Origin of the sequence: Sorangium sp. So ce375 (genome assembly GCF_051473855.1) — a bacterium.
Classification (GTDB): Bacteria; Myxococcota_A; Polyangia; order Polyangiales; family Polyangiaceae; genus Sorangium.
The window spans coordinates 12410943-12435963 of record NZ_CP150335.1; the positions used below are offsets into that span (position 1 = coordinate 12410943).

Consider the following 25021-nt stretch of genomic DNA (forward strand, 5'->3'; position numbering starts at 1 on the left):
GTATCGAGGCGAGGTGAGGACACTTCGCCCGGAGCTGCCGCGCGAGGCGGCAGCGTCGGAGGGGCCATGCACGAGAGCCGGCAGCCGAGCGAGGAGGCGAGCTGCGACGCCGAGGCGCTGGCGCGGCGACCGCAGGACGGCCCGAGCCTGAGCAGCGCTCCTGGTGAAGAGGCCGAGCGTACGGTCGCGCTCACCGGCCTCGCGCTCCCGGAGGGCACAACCGGCACGATGCCCGAGGAGCCAGCGCATGAGGGCGCGCTCCTGCCGGCGCAGGACGCGAACACGCTGGCGGAGCGCGCTCCGGGCTCCAGGCTCGCGGACGTCGGCGGCACGATCAAGCACTACGAGATCATCCGCAAGCTGGGCCAGGGTGGCATGGGGATCGTGTACCTGGCCCGCGACACGAAGCTCGGCCGCCTCGTCGCGGTCAAGCTCCTCCACGAGCACAGCGGCCAAGGGATCGGGCGCTTTCTGGCCGAGGCGCGCGCCACCGCGCGCTGCAGGCACGAGAACATCGTGGTCATCCACGAGGTCGACGAGATTCACGGACACCCGTACATGGTGCTCGAATACATCAAGGGCCGCACGCTGCGCGAATGGATCGCCCAGCGCGAGCATCCCGGCGCGCTCGAGTCCACCCCCAACAGCGCCGGTACCCCGCCAGACCCGATCTCGCCCAGCCTGGCCGTCGAGCTCATGATCCCGGTGGTCCGCGCGCTCGTGTGCGCGCATGAGCTCGGGATCGTGCACCGCGATCTCAAGCCCGAGAATATCCTCCTCGAGGACACCGGGCGCATCAAGGTGCTCGATTTCGGCATCGCCAAGCAGCTCGAGGCCAGGATGATGTCGACGGTCACGGGGGCACGGGCGGCGCTCTGCGGAGGTGCCAATGAGGCACGGGAAAGCGCGGTCATCGGCACGCCGCCGTACATGTCGCCCGAGCAATTGCGGGGCTGGGACATCGATGCTCGCGCCGATCTCTGGGCCGTGGGCATCCTGCTCTACGAGCTGGTCACGGGGGCGCACCCGCTGGACCCGTTCTCGCCTGCGCGGCTCTTGGATATCGTGGACTTCGACCTGCCCATGCCGAGCGCCAGTCAAAGGCGCCCGGACGTGGGCGCGCTCGGCGCCGTGATCGGCCGCTGCCTGAAGAAGCGTGCAGCGGAGCGCATCGGCTCGGCCTCAGAGCTCCTGGCCGAGCTCGAGGCGCTCCTGCCCGGTCGCAGGGCGCTCGATCTTGGCGCGGGCGAGAGCCCGTTCGCCGGCCTCGCCGCATTTCAGGAGGCGGATGCCGCTCGCTTCTTCGGCCGCGACCACGAGATCGCAGCCATGGTGACCCGGCTGCGCAATCAGCAGCTCGTGGTCGTGGCCGGGCCCTCCGGGGCGGGCAAGTCGTCGTTCGTGCGCGCCGGCGTGATCCCGGCCCTGAAGCGCTCGGGCGACCGCTGGGAGGCGTTCGTCCTGCGCCCGGGGCGCCGCCCGCTGTCCGCGCTCGTCGATGTGCTCGCCCAGATCGCCGAGCCGGAGTCCGCCGGCGCGACAGGCTCGCCCGAGCTCTCCGATCATGACGGGCTCGTCGCCACGTTGCGCGCGCAGCCGGGTTACCTGGGCGCCCGGCTGCGCGCGCGCTGTCGCCGGGAGGGAGAGAGGCGCCGCATCCTGTTCTGCGTCGATCAGTTCGAGGAGCTCTACACGCTGGGCGCCACGCGCGAGGAACGGGCCGCGTTCGTCGCCTGTCTGGAAGGCGCGGCCGACGACGCCACCTCGCCCCTGCGCGTGCTGCTCGCCGTTCGCTCGGATTTCCTCGATCACATGGCCGAGGATCGCCATCTCATGATCGACGTGGCCCGCGGGCTCTCGTTCCTGCCACCCATGGAGCGAGAGAGCCTGCGCGAGGCCTTGACGAGGCCGCTCGAAGCGGCCGCATATCGCTTCGAGACCGCGGAGATGGTCGAGCACATGCTGGACACGCTCAAGCACACGCGCAGCCCCTTGCCGCTCCTGCAATTCACGGCCGCGAAGCTCTGGGAGGCGCGGGATCGCGCGCGCCGGCTCTTGACGCGAGACAGCTACGAGCGGTTCGGCGGTGTCGCTGGTGCCCTGTCGGCCCACGCGGATGCGGTGCTCGCGGCGCTGCCGTCGCGCGAACAGCGGCTGACCCGGGCGGTGCTCCTGCGCCTGGTCACGCCCGAGCGCACGCGCGCGGTGGTGAGCCTGGAGGAGCTGTGCGAGCTCGCGACGGACGGCGGGGGAGACGCCGCCCTGGCGATCGCGCAGGTGGTCCAGCACCTCGCCGGCGCGCGGCTCCTGCTCATCGAGACCGGCGGCGAGCGCGAGGGCACGACCGTGGAGCTGGTCCATGAATCGTTGATCGACAGGTGGGCGAAGCTCCGGCAATGGCTCGCCGAGAGCGAGCAGGACGCGCAGTTCCTGGCCCAGCTGCGCGCCTCGGCCCAGCCGTGGGAGGCGAGCGGCCAGCCCGAAGGGCTGCTCTGGCGCGATCGTGCGGCGGAGGGCGCCAGGGCGTGGTACGAGCACCGCCGCGCGCACGGCGCCGAGTGGCGCGCCGGGCTCGGCAAGCGCGAGGAGCGCTATCTCTTGGCCGTCGTAGCCCTCGCCGAGCGCGCGCGGCGTGTGCGCCGGCGGCTCGCCATGGGTCTGATCGCCACGCTCGGCGCGATCACGCTCATCGTGTCCTACCTGGCGATTCGCGCCAAGACAGCAGCGTTTGCGCAGGCCGAAGCCCTGCAGGCGCGCAACGCCACCCGTATGGCCGCGGCGCGCGAGCTGCAAGCCGATCCGACGACCGTGCTCTCGATCTTGCGCGAGGTCGAGCCGCCCGATGTGCCGCGAGGGTGGTCCGTCCTCGCGCGCTGGGCGCTGCACAGCTGGGTTGCTCGTGTGGTGCTCACGCATCCGGATGTTGTCGCGCGTGCGGGCTATAGCCCCGACGGCAAGCGCATCGTCACCGCGTCGCACGACAGGACCGCGCGGGTGTGGAACGCCGATGGCACGGGCGAGCCCCTGGTCCTCCGCGGACACGAAGACCGGATCCGGTCGGCGGTGTTCAGCCCCGACGGCAAGCGCATTATCACCGCGTCCGATGACAAGACTGCGCGGGTGTGGAATGCCGACGGCACCGGCGAGCCCCTGGTCCTCCGGGGTCACGAGGACGTGCTCAATTCGGCGGAGTTCAGCCCCGACGGCGAGCGCATTGTCACCGCGTCCTGGGACAGGACCGTGCGGGTGTGGAATGCCGATGGCACGGGCGAGCCCCTTGTCCTTCGTGGCCACGACGATACCGTCTACTCGGCGGCATTCAGCCCCGACGGCAAGCGCATTATCACCGCGTCCGATGACAAGACCGCGCGGGTGTGGAACGCCGATGGCACGGGCGAGCCCCTGGTCCTCCGAGGTCACGAGGATGGGGTCTGTTCGGCGGCGTTCAGCCCTGACGGCAAGCGCATCGTCACCGCATCGCACGACAAGACCGTGCGGGTGTGGAGCGCCGGCGGCACGGGCGAGCCCCTGGTCCTTCGCGGTCACGAGAATGGGCTCTGGTCGGCAGCGTTCAGCCCCGACGGCAAGCGCATCGTCACCGCGTCGTGGGACAAGACCGCGCGGGTGTGGAACGCCGATGGCACGGGCGAGCCCCTGGTCCTTCGCGGTCACGAGGATGGGCTCCGATCGGCAGCGTTCAGCCCCGACGGCAAGCGCGTCGTCACCGGGTCGTACGACAGGACCGCGCGGGTGTGGAACGCCAACGGCACGAGCGAACCCCTCGTCCTCCGGGGGCACGAGGAGGAGGTAAATTCGGTGGCGTTCAGCCCCGACGGCAGGCGCATCGCCTCCGCGTCCGCGGACAAGACCGCGCGGGTGTGGAATGCCGACGGCACGGGCGAGCCCCTCGTCCTCCGGGGGCACGAGGAGGAGGTAACTTCGGCGGCATTCAGCCCTGACGGCAAGCGTATCGTCACCGCGTCCTGGGACAGGACCGTGCGGGTGTGGAATGCCGATGGCACGGGCGAGCCCCTGGTCCTTCGTGGCCACGAGGCTGTGGTCTTTTCGGCGGCGTTCAGCCCCGACGGTAAGCGTATCGTCACTGGGTCCTTCGACAGGACCGTGCGGGTGTGGAACGCCGACGGCACGGGCGAGCCTCTGGTCCTCCGGGGGCACAGGGCTCGGGTCTTTTCGGCGGCGTTCAGCCCCGACGGCAAGCGCGTCGTCACCGGGTCGTACGACAAGACCGCTCGCGTGTGGAACGCCGACGGCACAGGCGAGCCCCTCGTCCTTCGCGGTCACGAGGATGTGGTCTTTTCGGCGGCGTTCAGCCCTGACGGCAAGCGCGTCGTCACCGGGTCGTACGACAAGACCGCTCGCGTGTGGAACGCCGACGGCACCGACGAGCCCGTGGTCCTCCGGGGTCACGCCCACTGGGTCTGGGGGGCGGCGTTCAGCCCAGACGGCAAGCGCATTGTCACCGCGTCTCGGGACAAGACGGTACGGATATGGAACGCCGACGGAACGGGCGAGCCCCTCGTCCTTCGCGGTCACGAGGATGTGGTCTTTTCGGCGGCGTTCAGCCCTGACGGCAAGCGCATCGTCACCGCGTCCGACGACAAGGCCGTGCGGGTATGGACCGATCTCGAGCCGCTCCACGCCGTCGATGATCCGAAGCTGTGGACTGCGACCTCCTACTGCATGCCCATCGAGCGGAGGATGGAGCTTCTTCGCGTGCCCGAAGCCACGGCTCGAGCCCATCAGGAGGCCTGCCTGCGCCGCGTTGAGCAGGCCCGCTGAGGGACGAACAGACGGGCAGGTTGCATCCCACCAGCCTGCACGGGCGAACACGGACGACTGCTCCGGCGCGCGGTCACGCCCACGAACAGGCGCGCTCTCGCGCCGCCCGCAGCCTCCACACGGCGGATCGCAGTAGCAGGAGCGGCGCGGCGAAGACTGCGATCACGCCGGCCCACACCGCCGCCTCCACGCCGATGCGACCCGCGAGCCAGCCGGCCGCCAGGGTGCCCGCCGGCAAGAGCGCGCCGGTGAGCACGTGGAGCGTGGCGTTGACCCGGCCGAGCACGTGCAGGGGCAACATGGATTGCCGGGCGCTCACCGCGTGGATCATGAACGCCACGAGGAACGCGTCCCCGAGGAGCTGGTGCAGCACGAGCGCGGGAACCGCCGGCGAGGCGCACGGCACGGCGCCCGGCCTGTTCAAGGCCCGGATCGAGGCGGGGGACCGCCGGGTGACGATGACCTCGGTCGGGGAGCTGGCCATCGAGGGCGTCGAGGGCGCGCCGGTCGCGGGCGCGAAGGGAGGCGGGCAGGCGTTCGGCGCGCTGCGGATGGAGGTCAAGAAGGCCGTGCCGCTCGCGTATGCGATCTACCCCGTGGCGGACGTGTGCCGTTTCTCGCTCGCCGAGCCGGAGATCGCGCCGCTGCCGGTCGATCTCGGCGTGGTTCCGTACGGCGCCGCGGGCACGGCGCAGGCGCTCATCACGAACCGGGCGCAGGTCGACGTGCGGGTGACCCACGGCGAGCGCACGGTCGAGGTGCCCGCGCACGGGAGCGCGGAGCTCACGTTCTCGTGGACGCCGGAGGGCGCGACGGCCGGCTGCGAGCGGCAGACGCGGCGGGACACGTTCGTCGTGCGACCGAAGGACGCGGCCGCCCCGGTGGTGCCGCGCGAGCGGGCCGTCGTGGTGCCGCTCCAGGTGACGACGGGGATGGCGACGTTCTCGAAGCACGAGCCCGTCGCGACCGAGACGGGGAGGTCGCCGGATTATGGGCGGGCGAGCGTGGACTGGACGTGCCCTGCCGGCTACGTGGTCGAGCAGTGCGAGCCGCAGCTGTCGAGCTGCCTGTCGTCGACGGGGAGCTGCAACGCCGAGGGATACCGGCTGACGGCCGAGGCGACCGCGGACGGGCGCGGGTGTGCGTTCCGGTGCACGGGGCCGAGCTCGTCTTTGTGGGGCGACCACGGGTGCGCCTACACGGCGGCCATGGTGTGCCGGCTCGGGTGCAACTAGTACCGCGTCGCCTGAGTTGCTCGCCCGCGATGAGCCGTCACGGCGGGGTCCGGCCATCTAAGGGGCTACCGGCATGCCCGCACACCTCCGCGTCGTCCGAAAGCCCCGTCCAGCGGACCGCCCTGCCGACGCACAGCGCCCTGCCGACGCGCAGCCCGCCTCGTTCGACCTCCTGCGTGGCCTGCACGCCCGGAACCCCGCGGCGGAGCGCCGCCTGCTCGACGCGTACGCGGGCCTCGTCGAGCGGATGCTGTTTCGCATCCTGGGCGACGTCCGGAGCCTAGAGGACCTGGTGCAGGACGTGTTCGCCCGGGTGTTCTCCCGCATCGACGACGTGCACAAGCCCGAGGCGCTGAAGCCCTTCATCACGAGCGTCGCCGTGTTCGTCGCGCGCGAGGCGATCCGCAAGAAGCGGCGCCACCGCTGGCTCGCGTTCTTCGCGAGCGACGAGGTGCCGGAGATCGCGGCCAGCGTCGATCCGGAGGCCCGGCAAGGCGTGCGGGCTTTCTACCGGGCCCTCGAGGCGCTCGATCCCGACGAGCGGCTGGCCTTCACGCTGCGGTTCGTCGAGGGCCAGGAGCTCGCCGACGTGGCCGCCGCGTGCGACGTGTCGGTGGCGACCGTCAAGCGCCGGCTCCACCGCGCAGAGCTCGCGTTCGTCGAGCGCTGCAAGAAAGACGACGTGCTTTCGACCTGGCTCGCGGAGGGCGACCGATGGACGTGAGGACCAAAGACGTCGCGGCCGTGGGGCGCCGGGTGGCCGCGCACCAGGATGCTGCGCTCGATAACCTGGCGCGGCCCCGAGCCGCGGATCGGCTCCAGGCGATCTACCGCAAGGAGGCCGCGCTCTCGCTGCGCGGGAGGGCGGCTCCCTCCCGGCGGCCGCTCGGATTCGCGCTCGCGGCGGCGTGCGTCGCCGCGTTCGCGCTCGTCTTCGCCTTCGCGCTGCCCGGGCCGGGCGACCCGTTGACCTACCGGGTCGAGGGCTCGCCGGGCGCCGTCGGCCGGTGGGTGGCCGCGGACGCGTCGCGGGTCGGGCTCGATTTCTCGGATGGGTCGCGCGTGGACCTCGCGCCGGGGACGCGCGCCCGCGTGACCGAGGTCGACCCTCGGGGCGCGGGCGTCCTCCTGGAGCGCGGCTCGCTGCACGTGCGTGTCGTGCATCGCGACGACACCCGGTGGGTGGTGGCGGGGGGGCCGTTCGAGGTCCACGTGATCGGCACGGAGTTCGACGTCACGTGGGACACGGAGGCCGAGGAGCTCGCGGTCTCGATGGTCGCCGGGCGGGTGCGTGTCCTGGGCCCCTGCGTCGAGCCGCCGGGGCGCGCCGTCGCCGCCCCCGAGTCGGTACGGCTGACCTGCGCGGCTCCGCGCGCCGCCGCGCCGCAGGCGCCGCCTCCGGCGGTTGCTCCGGAGGCGGGCCCTCCGGCGGAGCCGCCCGCCCTCCTCGCGAGCGCCAGCGCCGCCGCGCCCGCGCCCGCTCCGCCGACGCCGGCCCGCGCGAAGGCTCCCCTGGTCGAGGCCCCCTCCGGGGGCTTTGTCGAGGCCCCCACCGGGGGCTGGCGCGCGCTCCTCGTCGCGGGAAGGCTCGGTGAGGCGCTCGCGGACGTGGAGCTCCTGGGCATCGACGCGGTGCTCGGGCGCGCCAGCGGCGCGGAGCTCGTCGATCTCGGCTCCGCGGCGCGGCTTTCGCGCAAGCCGGACCTCGCGGCCCGGTTCTACGAGGCGGCGCGCCAGCGGTTCGCCGGGAGCGACGCCGCGGCGGCGGCGGCGTACCACCTCGGCCGCATGGCGTTCGACGGGCGCGGCGCCTGGGCGGAGGCCGAGCGCTGGTTCGCCGTGTACCTCGCGGAGCGGCCCCGCGGCGCCCTCGCGCCCGAGGCGCTCGGCCGCTCCCTGGAGTGCGCGAGGAACCTGAAGCTGCACGCGCGCGCCCGCGAGCTCGCCGCGCGCTACCTCGCGGCCTACCCGAACGGCGCCCACGCCGGGCTCGCGGCGACGCTCGCCGGCGGGGCCGATTGATCCTGCGCCCGCGGAGGTCACGGAGGTCGACCCGGCGCTGGCGGAGATCGCCGGCCGCGCGCGCCGTCGCGTGCTCGCTGTGCGGCGCGCTCGCGGCGCTCCTGGCGTTCGGCGCGCTCGGGGCGCTCGCGGCGCCGTGCTCGGCCGACGAGCCGACGCCGGTCACCGTCGTGGCCGGCGCGCGCGGGGCGCTGGCGCACCGGCTGTCGCAGGAGCTCGAAGCGGTGGGCTTGCGGGTGCGGGTCGAGGCGACCCCCGCGCCGGTAGATCCCGGCGGGCTGCTCCTCGTCGTCCCCGAAGGCGAGGAGGGGGCCATCGAGATCTGGTCCGCGTCGGGCGGGCGGGCGGAGCTCGTGGCGAGCGTGGCGCCCGACGGCCCGCTCGACACCCGGGTGCTGCGCGCGGCGGAGCTGGTGCGGGCGCTCCGGTCGGAGGTCCGCGCCTCCGCCGTCGCGCCGCCGGCGGCCGTCGCGCCGGCGGCCGTCGCGCCGGCGGCCGTCGCGCCGGCGCCGCTCCTGCCCGCCCCCGTCGCGCCTCCGGCTGTGGTGCCCGGTGGAGCGCGGTGGAGCCCGCCGCCCCGCGCCTGGGCGCCTCCCGCGCCCGCGTTCCCTGCGCCGGCGCCCAGGGCCGCGCTCGTCGATGTCGGCGTCGCGATCGCCGCGGGATGGCAGACGCCGGGCACGTCGCTTTCGCTCGGCGCCTCGCTCCGGATCTGGCCCTCGGAAAGGGTCGGTGTCGGCCTCCTGGCGGACCTGCCGGTGGTCAGCCCGACGATCGAGGCGCCGGAAGGTGAAGTCCGCTTTCGCTCCATGCTCCTCGGCGCCGAGCTCGTCCTCGCGCCCGTCGCGAGGAGCCGCCGTGTCGGGCTCGTCCTCTCTCCCGGCCTGGGTCTCGCTCACGTGAGCGCGTCCGGAAGAGCCGAGCCACCCTACGTCGACAGAGACGAGTCCACGTTCACCGCGCTCGTGTATGGCCGAGCCGAGGCGCGTTTCCGGCTCATCGATTCCTTCTACCTCGCGGCGGGCGCGCTCGGAGGCGCGGCGATCCCGCCCGTCGACATCCGGTTCGTGGGACGGGTGACCTCGACCTTCGGCCCGCTCGCGTCGTTCTCGCTCGGTGTCGTCGTCGAGCGGTGAGCCGCCGGCGCGTGTGCTCCTGCGACGACTGCTCCTCTCCTCCGAGCCGTTCTGGTGAGCTGTCCTGAAGGGGACTGGCCATTCCTGGGAGTGACCGCGACGACCGCGCGGCTCCGCGCTCGTTCGTTGCGCGGCCGGGGGGGCTCGGCCTTCGGTCCCGTGCCTCGTCCTCCCCGGCCCAGCGCTGTCGTCCGAAGTTGAGCCGTCGGGACGAGCCGCGGCCATCTCTAGAACGGATCGCGAGCGCTCTCCAGGAGCGCTCTAGGAGTCACCGTGAAACAGACCATGATCTCTACATGCCTCGCGATGATGGCGCTCGGCACCGCGTGCCGCATCTCGCTCGATCCCATCGGCGGCGCGAGCGGCGAGGGCACCACGGGCGGCGCCGGCGCCGCGGGCGCCACGGGCGGCGCCGGCACCACGGGCGCCACGGGCAGCGCCGGCACCACGGGCGGCGACGTGGTCGTCCCGCGTGACGCCGCGCCTCTCTGGATCACGGGCGTCCCCGGCGCCGACCTCAACGAAGGATCGCCTCCCAACCCGGTCGTCGCCGCGGATGGTCTGGGCAACACGGTCGTGTTCACGGTCGAGCCTGGGACGCCGCTCGACAGCTTCGACGTCGACGGGAACCGCCGCTGGAGCAAGACGTTCGACGGTGCGTTCAAGTATCCGAGGGACGTCGCAGTCAACAGGTCGGGCCTCATCGCCATCACGGGAAATATCGACGAGGCGCTCGACCTCGGGGGCGGATCGCTCGACGTGCCGTGGGGATACTGGCACGCCGTCGTGGGCGTCTTCAACGACGCGGGAGAACACATCTGGTCGGATGTGTTCTCCGGTGGCGGAGGGACGGTCACAACCGGAGACCACATCGACCTGGATGACGACGGCAATGTGATCTTCATCGGAAGCCACGACAGCACCGTCGATTTTGGTGCGCTCGTGCTGCCCGCCCCTCCGCAGGAGAGCGGCGACCATCACTTCATCGCGAAGCTCAACCCGACGGGGTATCCCCTCTGGGCCAAGAGCTACCCGTGGAACGCGGCGATCATGGACATGACCACCGACGCATCAGGCAATATCATCATCGCCGGCAACTTCCATGGAACAGTCAATTTTGGCGGAGGCGCGCGGACGGGCTCATGCACGAGCAGTGATAGAGACAGGGCCTGCGATGACATTTTCGTGATCAAGATCGATGCGGATGGAGCCTACGTCTGGGACAGGACGATCCCCTCAGGGCGGTCGACTGTCCACGGCGTCGCGGTGGATGGTTCCGGGAACATCGCCCTGACAGGTACGTTCTGGGACCACCTGGACCTTGGCGATGTTCTGCTGGAATCCAGAGGAGGTCCAGAGCCTGACAGGGACTACGAGCGAGGGCCTTTCCCCGCTCCGGGAGGAGATATCTTCGTGCTCAAGCTCGACCCCGGAGGCAACTTCCTCTGGGCCAAGAGCTTCGGCGACGACAAAGCCCAGTCGACCACGAGCATCGCGATGACGGACGGAGGAGATATCGCGCTCACGGGGTATGTGTCCGGCCGTGTCGACCTCGGCACCGGCGCGACGGACTCCTCCCGCCCGCGTGCCTTTGTCACGAAGCTCGACGCGGCCGGCAATGCTCTCTGGGCCGCGTACAGCGACAGTTCTGCGGACACATGGGGCACCTCCGTGACGGTGGACAGGTCCGACAACGTCATTGCGGCCGGACTGTTCGGCGACACCATCGATTTCGGTGCGGGCCTGCTGACCCAGCCCGAGGAGGACCCTCTTCTGCACGGTTTCCTCGTGAAATTCGCCCCTTGAAGCGCGCACGATCACCGGAGCTGTCGCGGTCTCGTCCGCAGCGACGCGGCGGGCGCGCTCGCCACGACGCGCGGGCGGGCGGCGCGCTGCAAGGCGCCGGCGGCGAGCCGACGGGAACGGCGGGCTCGACGACAGGCCCGAGCTCGCTCGCCCCTCCGGCGCCACCGGCCACCCGAGCAGCCGACCGATCGCCTCGTGAACGACCCGGGTACGGGGACGGGGCGCATCTCCAGCGCGGAGACGGGTGCGACCCGTCTTTTGTTGGAGGCATGTCCAGCGGGAGACGGGTGCGACCCGTCTTTTGTTGGAGGCATGTCCAGCGGGAGACGGGTGCGACCCGTCTTTTGTTGGAGGCATGTCCAGCGGGAGACGGGTGCGACCCGTCTTTTTGTTGGAGGCGTGTCCAGCGGGAGATGGGTGCGACCCATCTTTTTGTGGGACGCATGTGCGTCGGAGGCGGGGGCCACCCAGCTCCCGCGGGTTTCGATGAGAGCGATACGTCGAGCAACTGGGTTGGCGCCGCACGCCGCCGCGTTGGCATGGCGCGCCTGGCCCTCTTCGGACGCCGCAGGAATAGCGCTCTTCTCGGCCTGAAACGCGGTGCCCTCACTGGTACGCGTGTTGCTGACACCATCCATGATGTGGCAAATGAGGTCTCTCCATCTCGCATGGTTGACGCTCGCGGCCGTGGCGTGCGGCACCGATCCCGTGGCGGTGAACCCCCGGACAACCTCGCAGCTGGTCCTCGACGGAGGGCTCGTCCAGGAGACCCCGCAGGTCATCGTGCTCGTCGTCGATGACACGGACACGGCCGAAGCCGCGCAGCTTCGCGAGCGCGTCGCCCAGAGCGTGCGCGCGAGCCTCCTCGCCGTGCTCGGATCGCGGTGGGAAACGGAGTCATGCGGCAGCGCGGATCCGGCCCAGTGGCACGCCGGCGATGTCCGGGTGGTCGTCGCGCGGCCGAGCGCGCCCGATGCTGCCGCGCTCCTCACCTCAAGGGAAATCCCCGCGCTCGCGTGGACCACCAAGACCTCGACCAGGGAGGAGGTGGAGGCGGTGATGGCTGGCGTGACAGAGGCGCTGGGGCAGCGCCTCGCCGAGCCTGGAGAGGAGTACCACCCGCTTCGGACGGCCAGGCGCGCGCTGGACCTCGTCACGGGCGCGCTCGCACCCGTGGGGGAGGCGGAGGAAGCCTTCGTGGCGTCGCTGCCCGAGGACAGGATCGCGAGGCTGCTCGTCGCGAGCACGCGCGACGACGAGGGGCCCGGGATCGCCTCCGACCACGTCCCCAGCCAGGCGGCGCTGTCGATGACCCTGGACACGGAGGTGGTCGGGCCCTTCACCACGTTCGACTCGACCTGTTTCGCCATCGACCAAGGGAGCACGCGACTTCAGGCGTGGAGCACGCTCATGCACGCGGAGCCGATCGCCTTCCGCTGCGAGGACCAGCACACGTGGGACATGCTCCTTCACCCGGGCTGGGCCGAGTGCGGAGCCGACTGCCTGGTCCGCCCGATCGCCGTGGACGCCGGAGGCGTTGTCGCTTGTCAGGTCGTGATCGATCTTGTCGATCTCGACCGCTGCGACGCCGCGCTGGGTCACCGTGATCCAGGCGGCCACCCCACGTTCGTCGAGCGCCACGGCAGGGAGCTGCGCCGCTGCGAAGTCGTGCAGCTCGCCGGCGCGGACCTGGAGAGCTGCCGGCATTCGCTCGATTGTCCAGGGTGTCCGAGCGGGTTCTGCGCGACCGAGGTGCCGGAGCTCGTGTCGCAGCGGAGCTGCGAGCCCTCGGAGCACGCATCGCCCCTGCGGTTCATCGGCGGTGCGATAGAGGCCCAGCGAGGGTGGATCAGCATCACCTGCAGCACCGAAGCAGGGGAGTGAGAGACCTCCTCGTGCGGCGCGCCGTGCGCGGTCGTCGGGCTCTCGCGAGCGACACCTGCTGATCGACGAGAAATCCTGACGCTCCACAGGCGCCCTCCCTGCGCTCCGACGACATCGCAGGAAGCCAGGAAAGCGTGGAGGAGGTACACGCTGTTTCCCGTGCTCCTGGGAGCCCGATCCGCCTCGCGCTGGCCGCGCTCCGGCGCTCTCCCCGGCGCATCGCCCGCGCCGCGACGCCATGTCGCACAACCAGAGCGGCGGCGCTCGCACCTAACCATCTCAAATGGCCACGCGACCGACTCGACAGCCGACTCCGGCCCTCCTCGTCCTCTGCACCCTCGCGGCGATCCAGGGATCCATCCACGCGTACAGCGGTGGCGCTGCGGCGCAGGACGCGGGCGCTTCCGTTCACGTCGGGCGAGACCTTGCGCACGCGCCTCCGCGGAGCTGCGCGGGCGCCACGCCCGGCGCCGACAGCCGCTGCGGCCTCGATCACGACGACGACTGCTGCGCCAGCCTGCCCGTGCCCGGCGGCACGTTCAACCGGCTCAACGACCCGCGGTATCCGGCGAGCGTGAGCAGCTTCCACCTCGACAAGTACATGATCACGGTCGGGCGGTTTCGCCGCTACCTGGAAGAGACCGGCGGCCCGACGCAGGCCAGCCCGCCTCCGGCCGGCGCAGGGGCGCACCCGAAGATCCCGGACAGCGGGTGGGATCCGGCCTGGAACACCCTGCTCCCGGCGACCACGGAAGCGATAAAGCGGGCGCTCGTCTGCGATCCCTACGGCTGGCCGACATGGACCGACGCTCCGGCCGTTAACGAGGACAAACCCATCGTGTGCGCGACATGGCTCGAGCTGTTCGCGTTCTGCGCGTGGGACGGCGGGCGCCTGCCGACCCAGGCCGAGATGAACTACGCCGCCGCCGGCGGCGACGAGCAGCGGCTGTATCCGTGGGGCTCCTCCCCCATCACCACCGAAGACGCGGCCTTTTGCTGTCAGGGCGACGGCACGACGTCGCTGCCCTGCCAGGACGCGTTCCCTCCGTGGAGCCTCATCCGCTGCACCACGGACGATCTCGCGCCCGTCGGCTCCTTTCCCCGGGGCGCGGGGCGCTGGGGCCAGCTCGATCTCGCCGGCGAGGCCTACAAGATCACGCGCGACGCGGCCGACGACGACCGCCCGCTCGTGCCGTGCGCGGATTGCTCCCGCCTGGACAACCACGCTGCCCTGCGCGTCACGCACGGCGGGAGCTTCGTCGCCGCCGGATACAGGCAGACGACGACCTACCGCGCGCCCTACGAGACCAACGGCCGCCACTACTACGTATCGGCGATGTGCGCGCGCGATCTGCCAGCGCCGTGAGCCCTCCGCGGCCCGTCCCTGGTGCGGGCGCCGGCGCGCGGGCCGGGCTCAGGCGATACCGAACAGCCCGCTCACCTGGTAGACGATGAGCGCCACGACATACGCGGCCACATAGCTGTACCCGAGGACGAACGCCGGCCAGCGCCACGTCTTCGTCTCGCGGCGGATCGCCGCCACGGTGCTCATGCACTGGCAGGCGATGACGAAGAACGCGAGCAGCGCGAGCCCCGTGCGCATCGTGTACGCGGGCGACCCGTCGGGGCCCTTCGCATCGCGGATCCGCTCGGCGAGCGGCGCCGGCTCGTCCCCGGCGTCCTCGATGCCGAAGATGATCCCCAGCGTCCCGACCATCACCTCGCGCGCACCGAACGAGCCGATGAGGCCGACGTTGATGCGCCAGTCGAAGCCGAGCGGGGCGGTGATCGGCTCCAGCGCCCGCCCCACCTCGCCTGCGATGCTCGACGCGACCGGCGTCGGCGCGACCTCGGCCGTGGCGTCCACCGGCGCCGGCGCGGCGGGATGACCCGGCGCGGGGACCGTGAGCAGCACCCAGAGGACGGCGGAGACCGCCAGGATCACGGTCCCGACCTCGCGCATGAACCGCCACGCCGCCCGCGCCCCCTGGCGGGCGACGAGGCCGAGCTCGGGGACGCGGTACGCGGGCATCTCGAGCACGAGCGGCAACGAGCGCCCGCGGGTCGCCGTGCGCCGGAGCACCAGCGACGCGATGAGGCCCGCGAGGATGCCGGAGAAATAGAGCCCAACGAAGAGCAGCGCCTGCACCCACGCGCCGTACGACGCGAAGAACGTCGTCAGGAGGAGCGCGTACGTCGGGATGCGCGCCGAGCAGGTCATGAGCGGCAACACAAGGATCGCCGTCAGGCGCTCGCGCGGGTCGCGGATGATGCGCGTCGCGTGCACGGCGGGCACGGCGCACGCGTGGCCCATCAAGAGCGGGAGGAACGATCGGCCGCTCAGCCCCAGCAACTGGAGCACGCGATCGACGAGGAACGCGCCGCGCGCGAGGTACCCGCTCGCCTCGAGCAGCTCCATCGCGACCGTGAGGATCACGATCTGCGGCATGAAGGCGAGCACCGTCCCCGCGCCGCCCAGCAGGCCATCCGCGATGAATGAGGCGACGAGCCCGCCGCCGAGCGCGGCGGTCACGGCGCTCCCGAGCCGCCCGAGCCCTGCGTCGAGCACCTCGGTGGCCGGCGCGGCGACGAGGAACACCGCGGCGAAGACGAGCGCCATCAGCCCGAGGAACAGGAACGGCCCCACCACGGGGTGGAGCAGCACCGCGTCCGCGCGCGCGGTGAACGTCCGCCTCCGGTCGGCGGCGGCGTCGCGCGTCGCCGCGTCGGTGTACGCGGCGCGCGCCACCTCGTCCGGGTCCCACGTGGGCGCCGCGGCGGCGGGCGCGGGCGCCGTGAGCCGCGAGCCGAGCGCCGCGAGCACGGTGTCGCGCGTGATCGGATCCCGCGCGCTCACGACCAGCACGGGGAGGCCGATGTCGCGCTGGAGGGCCTCGACGTCGATGGCGCGCCCCTCGGCCTCGAGCACGTCGCGCTGCGTGGCGACAACGAGCGGCGCGAACCCCTGCCGCACGAGCTCTCTCGTCAGCCGGAGACCGAGCGCGAGCTGCGTCGCGTCCAGCACCTGGACGATGAGGCAGGCGCGCCCGCTGTCGCGGGCCTGGTGGATGAAGCGGCGCGCGATCCCCTCGTCCGTCGCGGGGTCCACGACCGACTCGATCGAATAGAACCCTGGCAGGTCCGCGACCGTCACGCCCGCCCCGCCGGCGAGGCGGACGTCGCTCGTGAGGATGTCCACCGTGATGCCAGGGAAATTGCCGACGTGCGCGCTCCCGCCGGTCAGGCGGTTGTACAGCGACGACTTGCCCGAGTTCGGACGCCCGAGCAGCACGACGAGCGGCCGCCGGGCGCCCGTCTCCTGCCGGACCGGGGGCGCGTCGACGCAGTGGGAGGTCACGCCGTCTCCGCTCGCACAGGGGGTGCGACGACGATGCGGCGCGACAGCCCCGCGTCGATCGCGAACTCGCCGCCCGAGCCGGTGCGCACGTGGATGGGCCCCCCGAACGCGGCGCGCCGGAGCACCGTCAGCGTCTGGCCGGGGCCGATGCCCATGGCTTCGAGCCATCCGGCCAGGTCGGCCTCGAGGCCAACCTCGATCACGCGCACCATCTCGCCTGGACGCACCGCCGCGAGCGGGCCCGCGGCAGAGGCGGCGCGCGCCTCCTTTCGCGGGGCGATGACATCAGGCGAGCTCAGGTCCGACACGCATACGTCGAGAGTGGAAGGGGCGTTGAGGCTCATGGGGGGCTTGCGCTACTGAAATTCGTTTTCAAGAGCATTACACGCTTCTGGCCCCTGTGGGTAGCCCCTGAGCGGGATTCCACCGATCCGCGCAGGCAAGGCCTGACGGCCGTCCATGCCGAGCGTGTTTCTACGCGCAGGGGCCGCCTGTGCGGCGCCTCCCGGGAGGTGCTCGCCCCCGGCCGCTCCGAGGGTTGGAGAGGGGGCGGTCGAGGACGCCGATGTTCGCGGGCAAGGGCGCGCGGCCTCGGCGCCCTCGTTTCATCACGGTCGCCCGGGAGCGCCCTCGCGCTCCCCGCGCGCCCTCAGGGGCAGCTGTTGGCCGCGCCCGGGGTCGCCGGCGCCGGCGCGACGAACGCGCGTGTGCCGTCGGGGCAGCGGCTCGCCGTATCGACGTGGCCGGTCCAGGTGTGCTGGTCGACCACGACGCCGCCGGGCGTGTACAGGATGGCCGAGTCCGCCGACCCGAGCCCGAAGGTGAGCCGGAGGGGCTCACCGCTGCTCTCTCCGCGGATCAGCAGGTATCCGCCCGCGGGGACCGTCGTGTCCGCGGGGAGCACGAGCTCGTGCGACGGATCGTTGTCCGTGAGCCGAAAACCGCTGATATCGACGTCCGAGGCGCCGTTGTTGTAGAGCTCGACGAAGTCCTCTCCGGCCGAGCGCACCTCGTTGATGACCACGGTAGCTCCACCTGGATTACCCGGCTCCTCCGGCTCCTCCGGCTCCTCCGGATCGCCCGGCTCCTCCGGATCGCCGTCCCCGCCCTGGACGCCCAGCACCGATGGGTCGAGCCGGACGAAGAAGCTCATCGCCTCGCCGCCGTCGTTGTCGTTCGTGATCCACAGGCCGCCGGCGCCGAGCGCGAGCCCTTCGATCTTCTCCTGATCGAAGCGGAACGGGTGCTCCAGGAGATCGCAGGCGAGCGCCTTGTCCACCGGATCGGCGATGTCGTTCGGCGTGCCGCTCGACAGCGCGAAGGTGCGGATCGTCTTGTTCCCCGCCTCGCCCGCCCAGCCCTGGTCGCGCTCGACCACCGCGAACGTGTCGCCGCCCACGTGAATGAGCTCGCTCAGGAACGTGTTGCCACGCGACCCGCCGGGGTTCGCGTCGAGCGGGTAGAAGTACCAGCTCCATGTCCCCGTATCGACGTCGTACTCGCCGATTCGGGTGCTCTGACCCTCTGTCGTGAGCGCGCGCTGCATGGCCACATAGACCTTGAGGCCGCCAGACGCCGACGGCGCGCCGTCGACAACGGCGATGCCCTCGAAGCCGTTGGCGCGCACCGTCGACCAGTCGATCGCGTTCGCCTCGCCGCCGCACGGGAGATCCACGATGCCTCCGTGGCCGTAGCCGGGGTCGAGCTGGCCGCGCTCGTCGAAGAACAGGAGTCGGTTGCTGAGCGCCGAGCCGACGCAGGTCGCGCTGCCGCCGTTGCCGGCGATCCCCTCGCTGGCGAGGACATAGCCGCCCTCGGGGTTCACCGAGATGCCCTCGGGATCGTAGCCCACGAGCTCGGCGCCGGCGCTGTTCTTCAGGATCAGCTCCCGGACGAGCTGCATGCGCCGCTCGCCGTGATCGGGCCAGAACGACCAGATGCGCTGGCGCGCGAAGGCGTTGTCGGGCGTCGCGAGAAGGAAGCCGGTGGCCGGCTCGTACGCGAGGGCGCCGAGCGCGCCGAAGCCCGGGCCCCCCGAGCGCGCGTCGTAGACGTCGGGGCCGTGGCCGACCTCGGCCGGATCCGTGACCGAGCGATACAGCCAGATGCCGCCGCCCACGCCGTCGTCGCCCTCGCCGCTGACGGCCACGAGGTTGCGCGACGGGATCGCGACCGCGCCCTCGGGCCGCATAGGCGCGCCGAGCAGCTGCTTCAGCACCGGCGCCGAGGGGGCGCTCACGTCGACGACGAGCAATGTCGCGTTGCGCTCGCCCAGCAAGAAGGCGTAGTCCGTGCCGCCGAACACCCCGGTCGCGCAGCCCTCGAGCTCGATACCCCGGTTGGCAGAGCGCCCTTCCGGGTAGGCGCCGGCGCGCGCCGCGAGCCGCTCGACGGCGTCGCCGCTGTCGTAGACGCGGGCGCCGTCGAGGTCGAAGATCGAGAATCCCCGGCCGCCCGACCACAGGCCGGAGGCCACCGCCCCGTTCGGGGTGTCTCCCTCGTTGGCCGTCACGAAGTGCCGGCCGCCCGCGAGCAGACACACCGAGTCCGGCTCGAGCAGCCCGGTGAAGCCCGAGCTCGCGAGCTCGATCTCGCCGTTCGACGCGAGATCGGCGCGAGCGTGGGTGGACGTGCCCGCCTCGATATAACGGGTGACCGTCGCAGAGGCGATATCGATGACCGCGATGAGGTTGTTCTCCTGCAGCGACACGATCGCCGTCCTGCCGTCCGAGGTGATGTCGACGTATTCGGGCTGCGGATCGCCCGGGATGTTGCCGACTCCGGGCGTGAGCGCGATCGTGGCCACGGTCGACGCCGAGGGGTCGCCCTCGTCGATGGTGACGATCTGGACGCTGCCGGGGCGCGCCTGAGCGACCGCGTTGTCGTCGGCGTTCTCCTCGTCCTCGATGGCGACCACCACCCGGGCGCCGTCCGGCGTGATCTTGAGGCTATCGGGGCCGACGCCGACCGCCACCGAGCCGGCGATCGTCCGGGTCGCGAGATCGATGAAGACCAGGGCGCCGGGATCGGCGTTGTGGATCGGATCCGTTGTGTCCTTCACCGCCGCGATCGCATACCGGCCATCCGGCGTGATCGCGACCGAGGTGGCTTCGCCGTTGCCGTTGCTCACGGTGCCTGCGATGTCGACGGTGCCGAGGAGCGCGGGGCGGCTCGGGTCGGAGATGTCCACGAACCCCACGGTGTGCGTGACGCTGCTCGTATAAGCCAGCACGTTGCCGTCGGGAGAGGCCGCCACGATCTCGGCGATCGGCCCGCCGGGGGCCGTGTATTTGGCCACGAGCTGGAACCCCGCAACGCCGCGCCCGCCGTCCTCCCCGTTGCAGACATAGGCGGTGTCCGAGATCTCGCCTTCATCGAGCACGCCGTCGTCGTCGGCGTCGATCCCGCTGGTCACCTTCTGCCCGCCATTCGGGCAGTTCAGCCCCTTCGGCTCAGACGCGGTGTCGATGAGCACCTGCTGGGCGTCAGCGCCATCCGTGCCGTCGACGCCATCCGTGCCGTCGACGCCATCCGTGCCGTCGACGCCATCAGCGCCGTCGGCGCCATCCGTGCCGTCGACGCCATCAGCGCCGTCGGCGCCATCCGTGCCGTCAGCGCCAGGCTCGCCGTTGGGGCCATCCGTTCCCGGCTTGCCGTCGAGCCCGTTGCACACATAGGTGGTCGTCTCGACCTCGCCTTCATCGATCCGGCCGTTGTCGTCGAGGTCGCGTCCGGAGTCGACCCGCGTGCCACCGTTCTCGCAGCGGTCGCCGGCCGGCTCGTCGCTGAAGCCCAGGATGGCGCCGGCCTTCTGGCCGCCGTCCGGTACCTCGCCTCCATCCTCCGAGCACCCCGAGAGCGCCAGCGCCACGGCACCGAGGCCGATCCAGCTGAGACTGCGCAGCTTCACGTCACGTTCTCCTTGTTGAAGCCGCCCACAGTGCCCGAGGCGAGCGCCGGCGACGCGACAGCCGCCTGAACATTTCATTGCAGATCCGTGTACTTCAGTGTGCCCGGCCGAGCGCGGCCGCGGCGGTCTCCGCCGGTGTCGCTGTGGCAAACTGCCACGCTGCAAAGGGCCTTCCGGCATGAACTCCGGCCCCCGCGAGTGCTAGAGTTGCGCCATCCATGCTCGACAAGCTCGAGATCGCCCGCGCCCTCCGCGAGACGGGGATGCTCCTCCTGATCAAGGGGGAAAACCCGTTCAGAGCGCGCGCCTACGAGACGGGGGCCGAGGCGCTGGAGGAGCTCACGGACGACCTCGGCGCGCTCGTCAGGGGCAAGAAGCTCACGGGCATCAAGGGCATCGGCTCGGCGCTCGCATCCCAGATAGCCGAGCTCTACCAGACGGGGCGCTCCGGGCAGCTCGAGGCGCTCCGCGCCGAGCTGCCAAGCGGCGTCCTGGAGCTCGCGCAGGTGCCGGGCATGAGCCTCAAGCGGATGAAGGCGCTCCACGAGGCGCTCGGCATCGGCACCGTGGAAGAGCTGAAGAGGGCGTGTCTCGCGGGGAAAGTCCGGGCAGTGAAGGGGTTCGGGGCGAAGACCGAGGCGAGCTTGCTCGAGGGGATAGCCCAGTACGAGGCGCGCGACGAGCGCGTCCTCCTCGTCGACGCGCTCGAGGCGGCCGAGCCGCTCCTCGCCCACGTGCGCGGGTGCGAGGCGACCGAGCGGGCCGACCTCGCGGGCTCGATCCGCCGCTGGGAAGAGACGGTGACGGGCATCGACCTCGTGGCCGCGGCGGACGACGCCGCGCAGGTGATCGACCGCTTCGTCCGGTTCCCGCGGGTCGCCGAGGTCGAGGAGCGCGACGACGCGCGGTGCAAGGTGAGGCTCTCGGGCGGCCTGCGCGGCGAGCTCCTCTGCGTGCCGCCCAGGGACTACGCCGCCGCGCTGCACCACCGGACGGGGGCGCCCGCGTACCTCTCGGCGCTCGGCGCGGTCGCGCGCGAGCTCGGGTTCACGCTCGACGAGAGGGGGCTCTCGCGGGGCAAGAAGCGCCTCTCCGTGAAGACGGAAGAGGACATCTACGAGCACCTCGGCGTCCCGTACATCGCGCCCGAGCTCCGGGAGAGCGAGGAGGACATCGTGGCTGCCCTGGAGCACGCCGCGCGCGGGCGCCGCGACGGGGAGCTCGTCGAGGAGGGCGATGTCCAGGGGATGGTGCACTGCCACACGGTGTACTCGGACGGCAAGAACACGATCGAGGAGATGGCCCTGGAGGCCGAGGCGATGGGGATGAAATACCTCACCATCACCGATCACTCGCCCGCCGCCCACTACGCGAACGGCGTCGGCCTCGATCGGCTGAAGAAGCAGTGGGACGAGATCGCCCGCGTCCAGGAGCGGGTGAGCGTGAAGCTCCTCCGAGGCACCGAGTCGGATATCCTCGAATCGGGGAGGCTCGATTATCCTGACGCGATCCTGGAGCAGCTCGACGTGATCATCGCGAGCATCCACTCGCGCATGAAGATGGACGCGGACCAGATGACGCGCCGGCTCGTCAGCGCGATGCGGCTGCCGGTCTTCAAGATCTGGGGGCACGCGCTCGGCCGGCTCATCCAGCGGCGCGAGCCGTTCGCGTGCCGCGTCGAGGAGGTGCTCGACGCCGTGGCCGAGTCGAAGGCCGCCGTCGAGGTGAACGGGGACCCGTACCGCCTCGACATGGAGCCCCGGTGGATCAAGGAGGCGCGCAAGCGCGGTATCCGCTTCGTGATCTCGACGGACGCCCACTCGACGAGCGCGCTCCACAACCTGCGGTTCGGCGTGGGGACGGCGCGGCGCGGCGGCCTCCGCCGGGGCGAGGTGCTGAACGCGCTCGGCCCGGCGGCGTTCGTGAAGGCGGTCCGGCCCGCCGCCTGACGCGCCCTACGCCTAGAGGACCGATCACGTCGGAGTCGCGAGGAAATCAACAGAAGGGAAGAGCAACCGCAAGGGCGCGAGGGGCGCAAGGGGAAGGCAAGAAAATATCTCGTCTCTCGTCCCTTGCGCCCCTCGCGCCCTTGCGGTTGCTCTCCTTCCCGCATTCCTTGCCCTTGGAGCTTGCTTCCCGGAAGGATGGTTGGGTATCGCAACTTAATGAATTTAGACAGCTTTCAATCTGTTCGGCGCTCTAGTTACGGCGGAGCACGTCGAGCGGCGGCGGGCGCGACGCACGCGCCCATAGGCGCGCTGTCGTTGCCGGATGAGATGCCTTGTGCTCGGGCCGCTGGGGCCTCGACCTGGCAGCCGAGGCGTTCACCGGGGCGAGGGGGCGGATAACCACCCCGAGGCGGTGCGTGCATTTTTGCACGGGCCTGGGCGCACATTGCGAATCGACGGTTCGTCCGCCGGCGGGTACCACAGCCTTGCAACGACGGCAGCGCGGGCCCCGCCGCGCGCCCTTCGCGGGGGCGCGCGCCGCCCCGACCCGCTCAGGGCGCCGTCATTCCACGCACCAAGGAACCCCAATGACACTTCGGCAGACTCACGTGTTTTTCTTCGCACGCGCCCTTCCGGCGTCCATTCTTTTGACTACAGCTTGCGGCACCGCCGACGTCGATCTCGAACCCGCGCCCGACGGCGCCCCCGCGGCCGAGGTGTCGGCCGGGTTATCGTCCTCGACGACCGTCATCAACCGAGAGATCCCGATTCGGTTCGTTCAGTTCGTCGACGGCACCGACGACTCGCTCGGCCGGGCCGCCCTGAACGAGCAGATTGCCGGCGCGAACGCCGCCTTCGTCAAGGCGGGCATTCGCTTCTCGCTGGCCGCATCGGTCGTCGTCACCAGCCCGACCTTCACCACCATCGGCGGCAGCTACGCCTGGCCCTCGCCCCCCTCGTCGGCGCCCCCCGTCGCCTTCAACCCCGGCTGCGCGGCCCCCGGGCTGAGCGGCACCGAGTCGGAAGAGATGGCCCTCTTTCGCGCCGCCTCGCTCTGCGGCAACGAGAGCGAGATCGTCGTCTTCACCGTGCGCTCGAGCAGCCAAGCCTGGGGCGCCTATCCCTGGGAGGGCAACGGCATCATCATTCAACGCTACAACATGGGCGCGGGCAACCGCACCTTCGCCCACGAGCTGGGGCACTACCTGGGCCTCTCGCACTCGTTCCGCGGCGCGGGCCTCGGCTACGATCTGTCGAACCCCAACCTGAAGAACCCGGCGACCGGCGCCCCGGCCAAGCTCGCCGACTTCTGGGACCTCGTCTACAAACCCGCCGATCTGCCCCCGGCGACCACGACCAACGTCTACTTCTCGAGCCGAGCGCAGGCCGCGGGCTACCCCGAATCGTCTCTACGGCCCATTCAAGGCAACAGCGCCTGGGCGCAGAACCCGCTCGGCTTCGCCTGCTACGGCTCGCTCGACAACTGCCCCCCGGCCGTGCCCGACCGCGCGTTGCGCTTGGCCGTGCCGCGCACGGGCTTCGAGTACGCCGACTGCAACCAGGCCGACCCCGGTTACAGCCAAACGTGCCTTTGCGTCAGCTTCCCTTCGGCATGCGACATTCTTTATACGGGCGACGACGGCTTGAAGGGCCTCGGCCTCACGCTGCCCGGCCACACGCCGTCGGCGCCGAACCTCGGCGCCAACGTCATGAGCTATAACTACGATCCGGGCTACACCGGCGACCGCTGGTCGCTCAGCGACTCGCAGGTCGAGCAGGTGAAGCGCGTTCTGACCTACGACGTCGACTCGTCGTGGTTCGCCGGCGCCCGGGGCAAGAGGCCCGCCCTCGGCATCGGCAAAGGCTGGGGCGACTGGGAGCACGTCGGCGCCGGGGCAAGGGGGCTTCCGGCCGCCGCGACAAAGCCGTCGGGCCAGCTCGATCTCGTCGTCAGAAACGCCGACGCCACCTTTGGCAACAAGGTCCAAACGCCCGGCTCGCCGCCCTCGTGGTGGCCGTCGCAGCTCGGCCTGGCGGGCCTGGGCGGCTCGTCGAGCAGAGCGCCGGCGCTCGTCAGGCGAGGCGACCACCTGAGCGCCTTCATGCTCGGCAACGACAACTCGGTGTACCACAAAGTGTGGGACCCTCTCCTCGCCGGCTGGTGGCCCTCGCAAACCACGTGGGACTCTCTCGGGGGCCCCGCTTCGGCGCCGCCGGTCGCCGTCTCGCCCGACCCCGGCTCCCTCGACGTATTCACGCTGGGCGCGTCGGGCAAGGTCTTGCACAAGTCGTGGTCGACCTCAACGGGCCAGTGGTCGCCCTCTCCATCTGGGTGGAACGACCTTGGCGCGATGGGCTCCGCGCCGACGGCCGCCTCGTGGGGCGCCGGCCATATCGACGTCATCGCGCTCGACGCCGGCAAGCGGGCGTACAACAAGGTCTATAACGCGTCGGCCGGCTGGTGGCCCTCCCAGACGGGCTGGCAAGGCCTCGGCGGCAAGCAGTTCGCCGAGACTCCGGCCGTCGATTCGTGGGGCGCCGGCCACCTCGACATCATCGGGCGCGGCGCCGACGGCCGCGCGTACAACAAGGCCTGGGAGGCGTCGGGTTGGTCGCCCAGCCAGACCGACTGGTATGACATGGGCGGCAACCTCGCGGGGCCGCCGTCGGTGGTCTCGTCGGACGTCGGCCACCTCGAAGTCGTCGCCCGGAGCACCGACGGTCGATTGCTTTACAAAGAGTGGAGCGCCGGCAGCTGGTGGCCCGGGCAGACCGACTGGGCGACGCTCGCCGTCGACGTCGGCGGCGACCCCATCCTCGTGAGCTCGGCCCCGGGCAGGCTCGACGTCTTCGTCGTGGGCCCCGACGGCACCCTCTGGCACCGCTCGCGGGACCTTTAACCCCCGAATGGCCCCGGGGCA

The 25021-nt window shown here is 71.4% G+C and carries 14 protein-coding genes; 10 read left to right on the forward strand and 4 right to left on the reverse strand.

Annotated elements, in window-relative coordinates; all coding sequences use genetic code 11:
- Positions 1 to 66: 66 nt before the first annotated feature.
- Positions 67 to 4800 carry an nSTAND1 domain-containing NTPase gene (locus WME90_RS46080; RefSeq protein ID WP_437278470.1) on the forward strand — a complete coding sequence of 1578 codons (4734 nt, stop codon included), beginning with the start codon at positions 67 to 69 and terminating at the stop codon, positions 4798 to 4800.
- A 73-nt stretch (positions 4801 to 4873) separates the two neighbouring features.
- Here WME90_RS46080 and WME90_RS46085 read toward each other — a convergent pair whose 3' ends face one another.
- Positions 4874 to 5140: a hypothetical protein gene (locus tag WME90_RS46085; protein WP_437278471.1), complete on the reverse strand. Its 267-nt coding sequence runs from the start codon at positions 5138 to 5140 to the stop codon at positions 4874 to 4876.
- On the opposite strand from WME90_RS46085, the gene WME90_RS46090 reads away from it, so the two are divergent.
- From WME90_RS46090 to WME90_RS46120, 7 genes are all read left to right on the forward strand, one after another.
- Positions 5130 to 6035 (forward strand): hypothetical protein, encoded by a 906-nt coding sequence (locus WME90_RS46090; RefSeq protein WP_437278472.1) that lies wholly within the window; start codon positions 5130 to 5132, stop codon positions 6033 to 6035. The genes WME90_RS46085 and WME90_RS46090 overlap by 11 nt on opposite strands.
- Before the next feature lie 73 nt (positions 6036 to 6108).
- Positions 6109 to 6759 carry an RNA polymerase sigma factor gene (locus WME90_RS46095; RefSeq protein ID WP_437278473.1) on the forward strand — a complete coding sequence of 217 codons (651 nt, stop codon included), beginning with the start codon at positions 6109 to 6111 and terminating at the stop codon, positions 6757 to 6759.
- Positions 6750 to 8057 (forward strand): FecR domain-containing protein, encoded by a 1308-nt coding sequence (locus WME90_RS46100; RefSeq protein WP_437278474.1) that lies wholly within the window; start codon positions 6750 to 6752, stop codon positions 8055 to 8057. The genes WME90_RS46095 and WME90_RS46100 overlap by 10 nt, the downstream gene beginning before the upstream one ends.
- Entirely contained in the window at positions 8054 to 9193 is a 1140-nt protein-coding gene (locus WME90_RS46105) for a hypothetical protein (RefSeq protein WP_437278475.1), read from the forward strand. The genes WME90_RS46100 and WME90_RS46105 overlap by 4 nt, the downstream gene beginning before the upstream one ends.
- A 285-nt stretch (positions 9194 to 9478) precedes the next feature.
- Positions 9479 to 10999 (forward strand): hypothetical protein, encoded by a 1521-nt coding sequence (locus WME90_RS46110; RefSeq protein WP_437278476.1) that lies wholly within the window; start codon positions 9479 to 9481, stop codon positions 10997 to 10999.
- A gap of 648 nt (positions 11000 to 11647) precedes the next feature.
- Complete coding sequence (locus tag WME90_RS46115) at positions 11648 to 12883, forward strand: hypothetical protein (protein WP_437278477.1); 1236 nt, start codon at positions 11648 to 11650, stop codon at positions 12881 to 12883.
- A gap of 283 nt (positions 12884 to 13166) precedes the next feature.
- Complete coding sequence (locus WME90_RS46120; protein ID WP_437278478.1) at positions 13167 to 14249, forward strand: formylglycine-generating enzyme family protein; 1083 nt, start codon at positions 13167 to 13169, stop codon at positions 14247 to 14249.
- A gap of 48 nt (positions 14250 to 14297) precedes the next feature.
- On the opposite strand, the gene feoB is transcribed toward WME90_RS46120, so the two are convergent.
- The 3 genes from feoB to WME90_RS46135 form a co-directional block, all read right to left on the reverse strand.
- On the reverse strand, positions 14298 to 16241 hold the full coding sequence (feoB, locus tag WME90_RS46125) for a ferrous iron transporter B (protein WP_437278479.1): 1944 nt from the start codon (positions 16239 to 16241) through the stop codon (positions 14298 to 14300).
- On the reverse strand, positions 16238 to 16549 hold the full coding sequence (locus WME90_RS46130; RefSeq protein ID WP_437278480.1) for a FeoA family protein: 312 nt from the start codon (positions 16547 to 16549) through the stop codon (positions 16238 to 16240). The genes feoB and WME90_RS46130 overlap by 4 nt, the downstream gene beginning before the upstream one ends.
- Before the next feature lie 341 nt (positions 16550 to 16890).
- Positions 16891 to 20151, reverse strand: coding sequence for an esterase-like activity of phytase family protein (locus WME90_RS46135; RefSeq protein WP_437278481.1), 3261 nt, complete (start codon positions 20149 to 20151; stop codon positions 16891 to 16893).
- Positions 20152 to 20369: 218 nt separating this feature from the next.
- On the opposite strand from WME90_RS46135, the gene WME90_RS46140 reads away from it, so the two are divergent.
- Together WME90_RS46140 and WME90_RS46145 are read left to right on the forward strand one after the other, a co-directional pair.
- Positions 20370 to 22100, forward strand: coding sequence for a PHP domain-containing protein (locus tag WME90_RS46140; RefSeq protein WP_437278482.1), 1731 nt, complete (start codon positions 20370 to 20372; stop codon positions 22098 to 22100).
- Positions 22101 to 22747: 647 nt separating this feature from the next.
- Positions 22748 to 25000, forward strand: coding sequence for a hypothetical protein (locus WME90_RS46145; protein ID WP_437278483.1), 2253 nt, complete (start codon positions 22748 to 22750; stop codon positions 24998 to 25000).
- The last annotated feature ends 21 nt before the right edge of the window (positions 25001 to 25021 follow it).

What these genes read in the sequence shown, in the direction of transcription:
- WME90_RS46095 (WP_437278473.1), top strand. Translation starts at nt 6,109, where the DNA reads ATGCCCGCACACCTCCGCGTCGTCCGAAAGCCCCGTCCAGCGGACCGC.
- WME90_RS46140 (WP_437278482.1), top strand. Translation starts at nt 20,370, where the DNA reads ATGCTCGACAAGCTCGAGATCGCCCGCGCCCTCCGCGAGACGGGGATG.
- WME90_RS46120 (WP_437278478.1), top strand. Translation starts at nt 13,167, where the DNA reads ATGGCCACGCGACCGACTCGACAGCCGACTCCGGCCCTCCTCGTCCTC.
- WME90_RS46110 (WP_437278476.1), top strand. Translation starts at nt 9,479, where the DNA reads ATGATCTCTACATGCCTCGCGATGATGGCGCTCGGCACCGCGTGCCGC.
- WME90_RS46080 (WP_437278470.1), top strand. Translation starts at nt 67, where the DNA reads ATGCACGAGAGCCGGCAGCCGAGCGAGGAGGCGAGCTGCGACGCCGAG.
- WME90_RS46100 (WP_437278474.1), top strand. Translation starts at nt 6,750, where the DNA reads ATGGACGTGAGGACCAAAGACGTCGCGGCCGTGGGGCGCCGGGTGGCC.
- WME90_RS46115 (WP_437278477.1), top strand. Translation starts at nt 11,648, where the DNA reads ATGAGGTCTCTCCATCTCGCATGGTTGACGCTCGCGGCCGTGGCGTGC.
- WME90_RS46090 (WP_437278472.1), top strand. Translation starts at nt 5,130, where the DNA reads ATGAACGCCACGAGGAACGCGTCCCCGAGGAGCTGGTGCAGCACGAGC.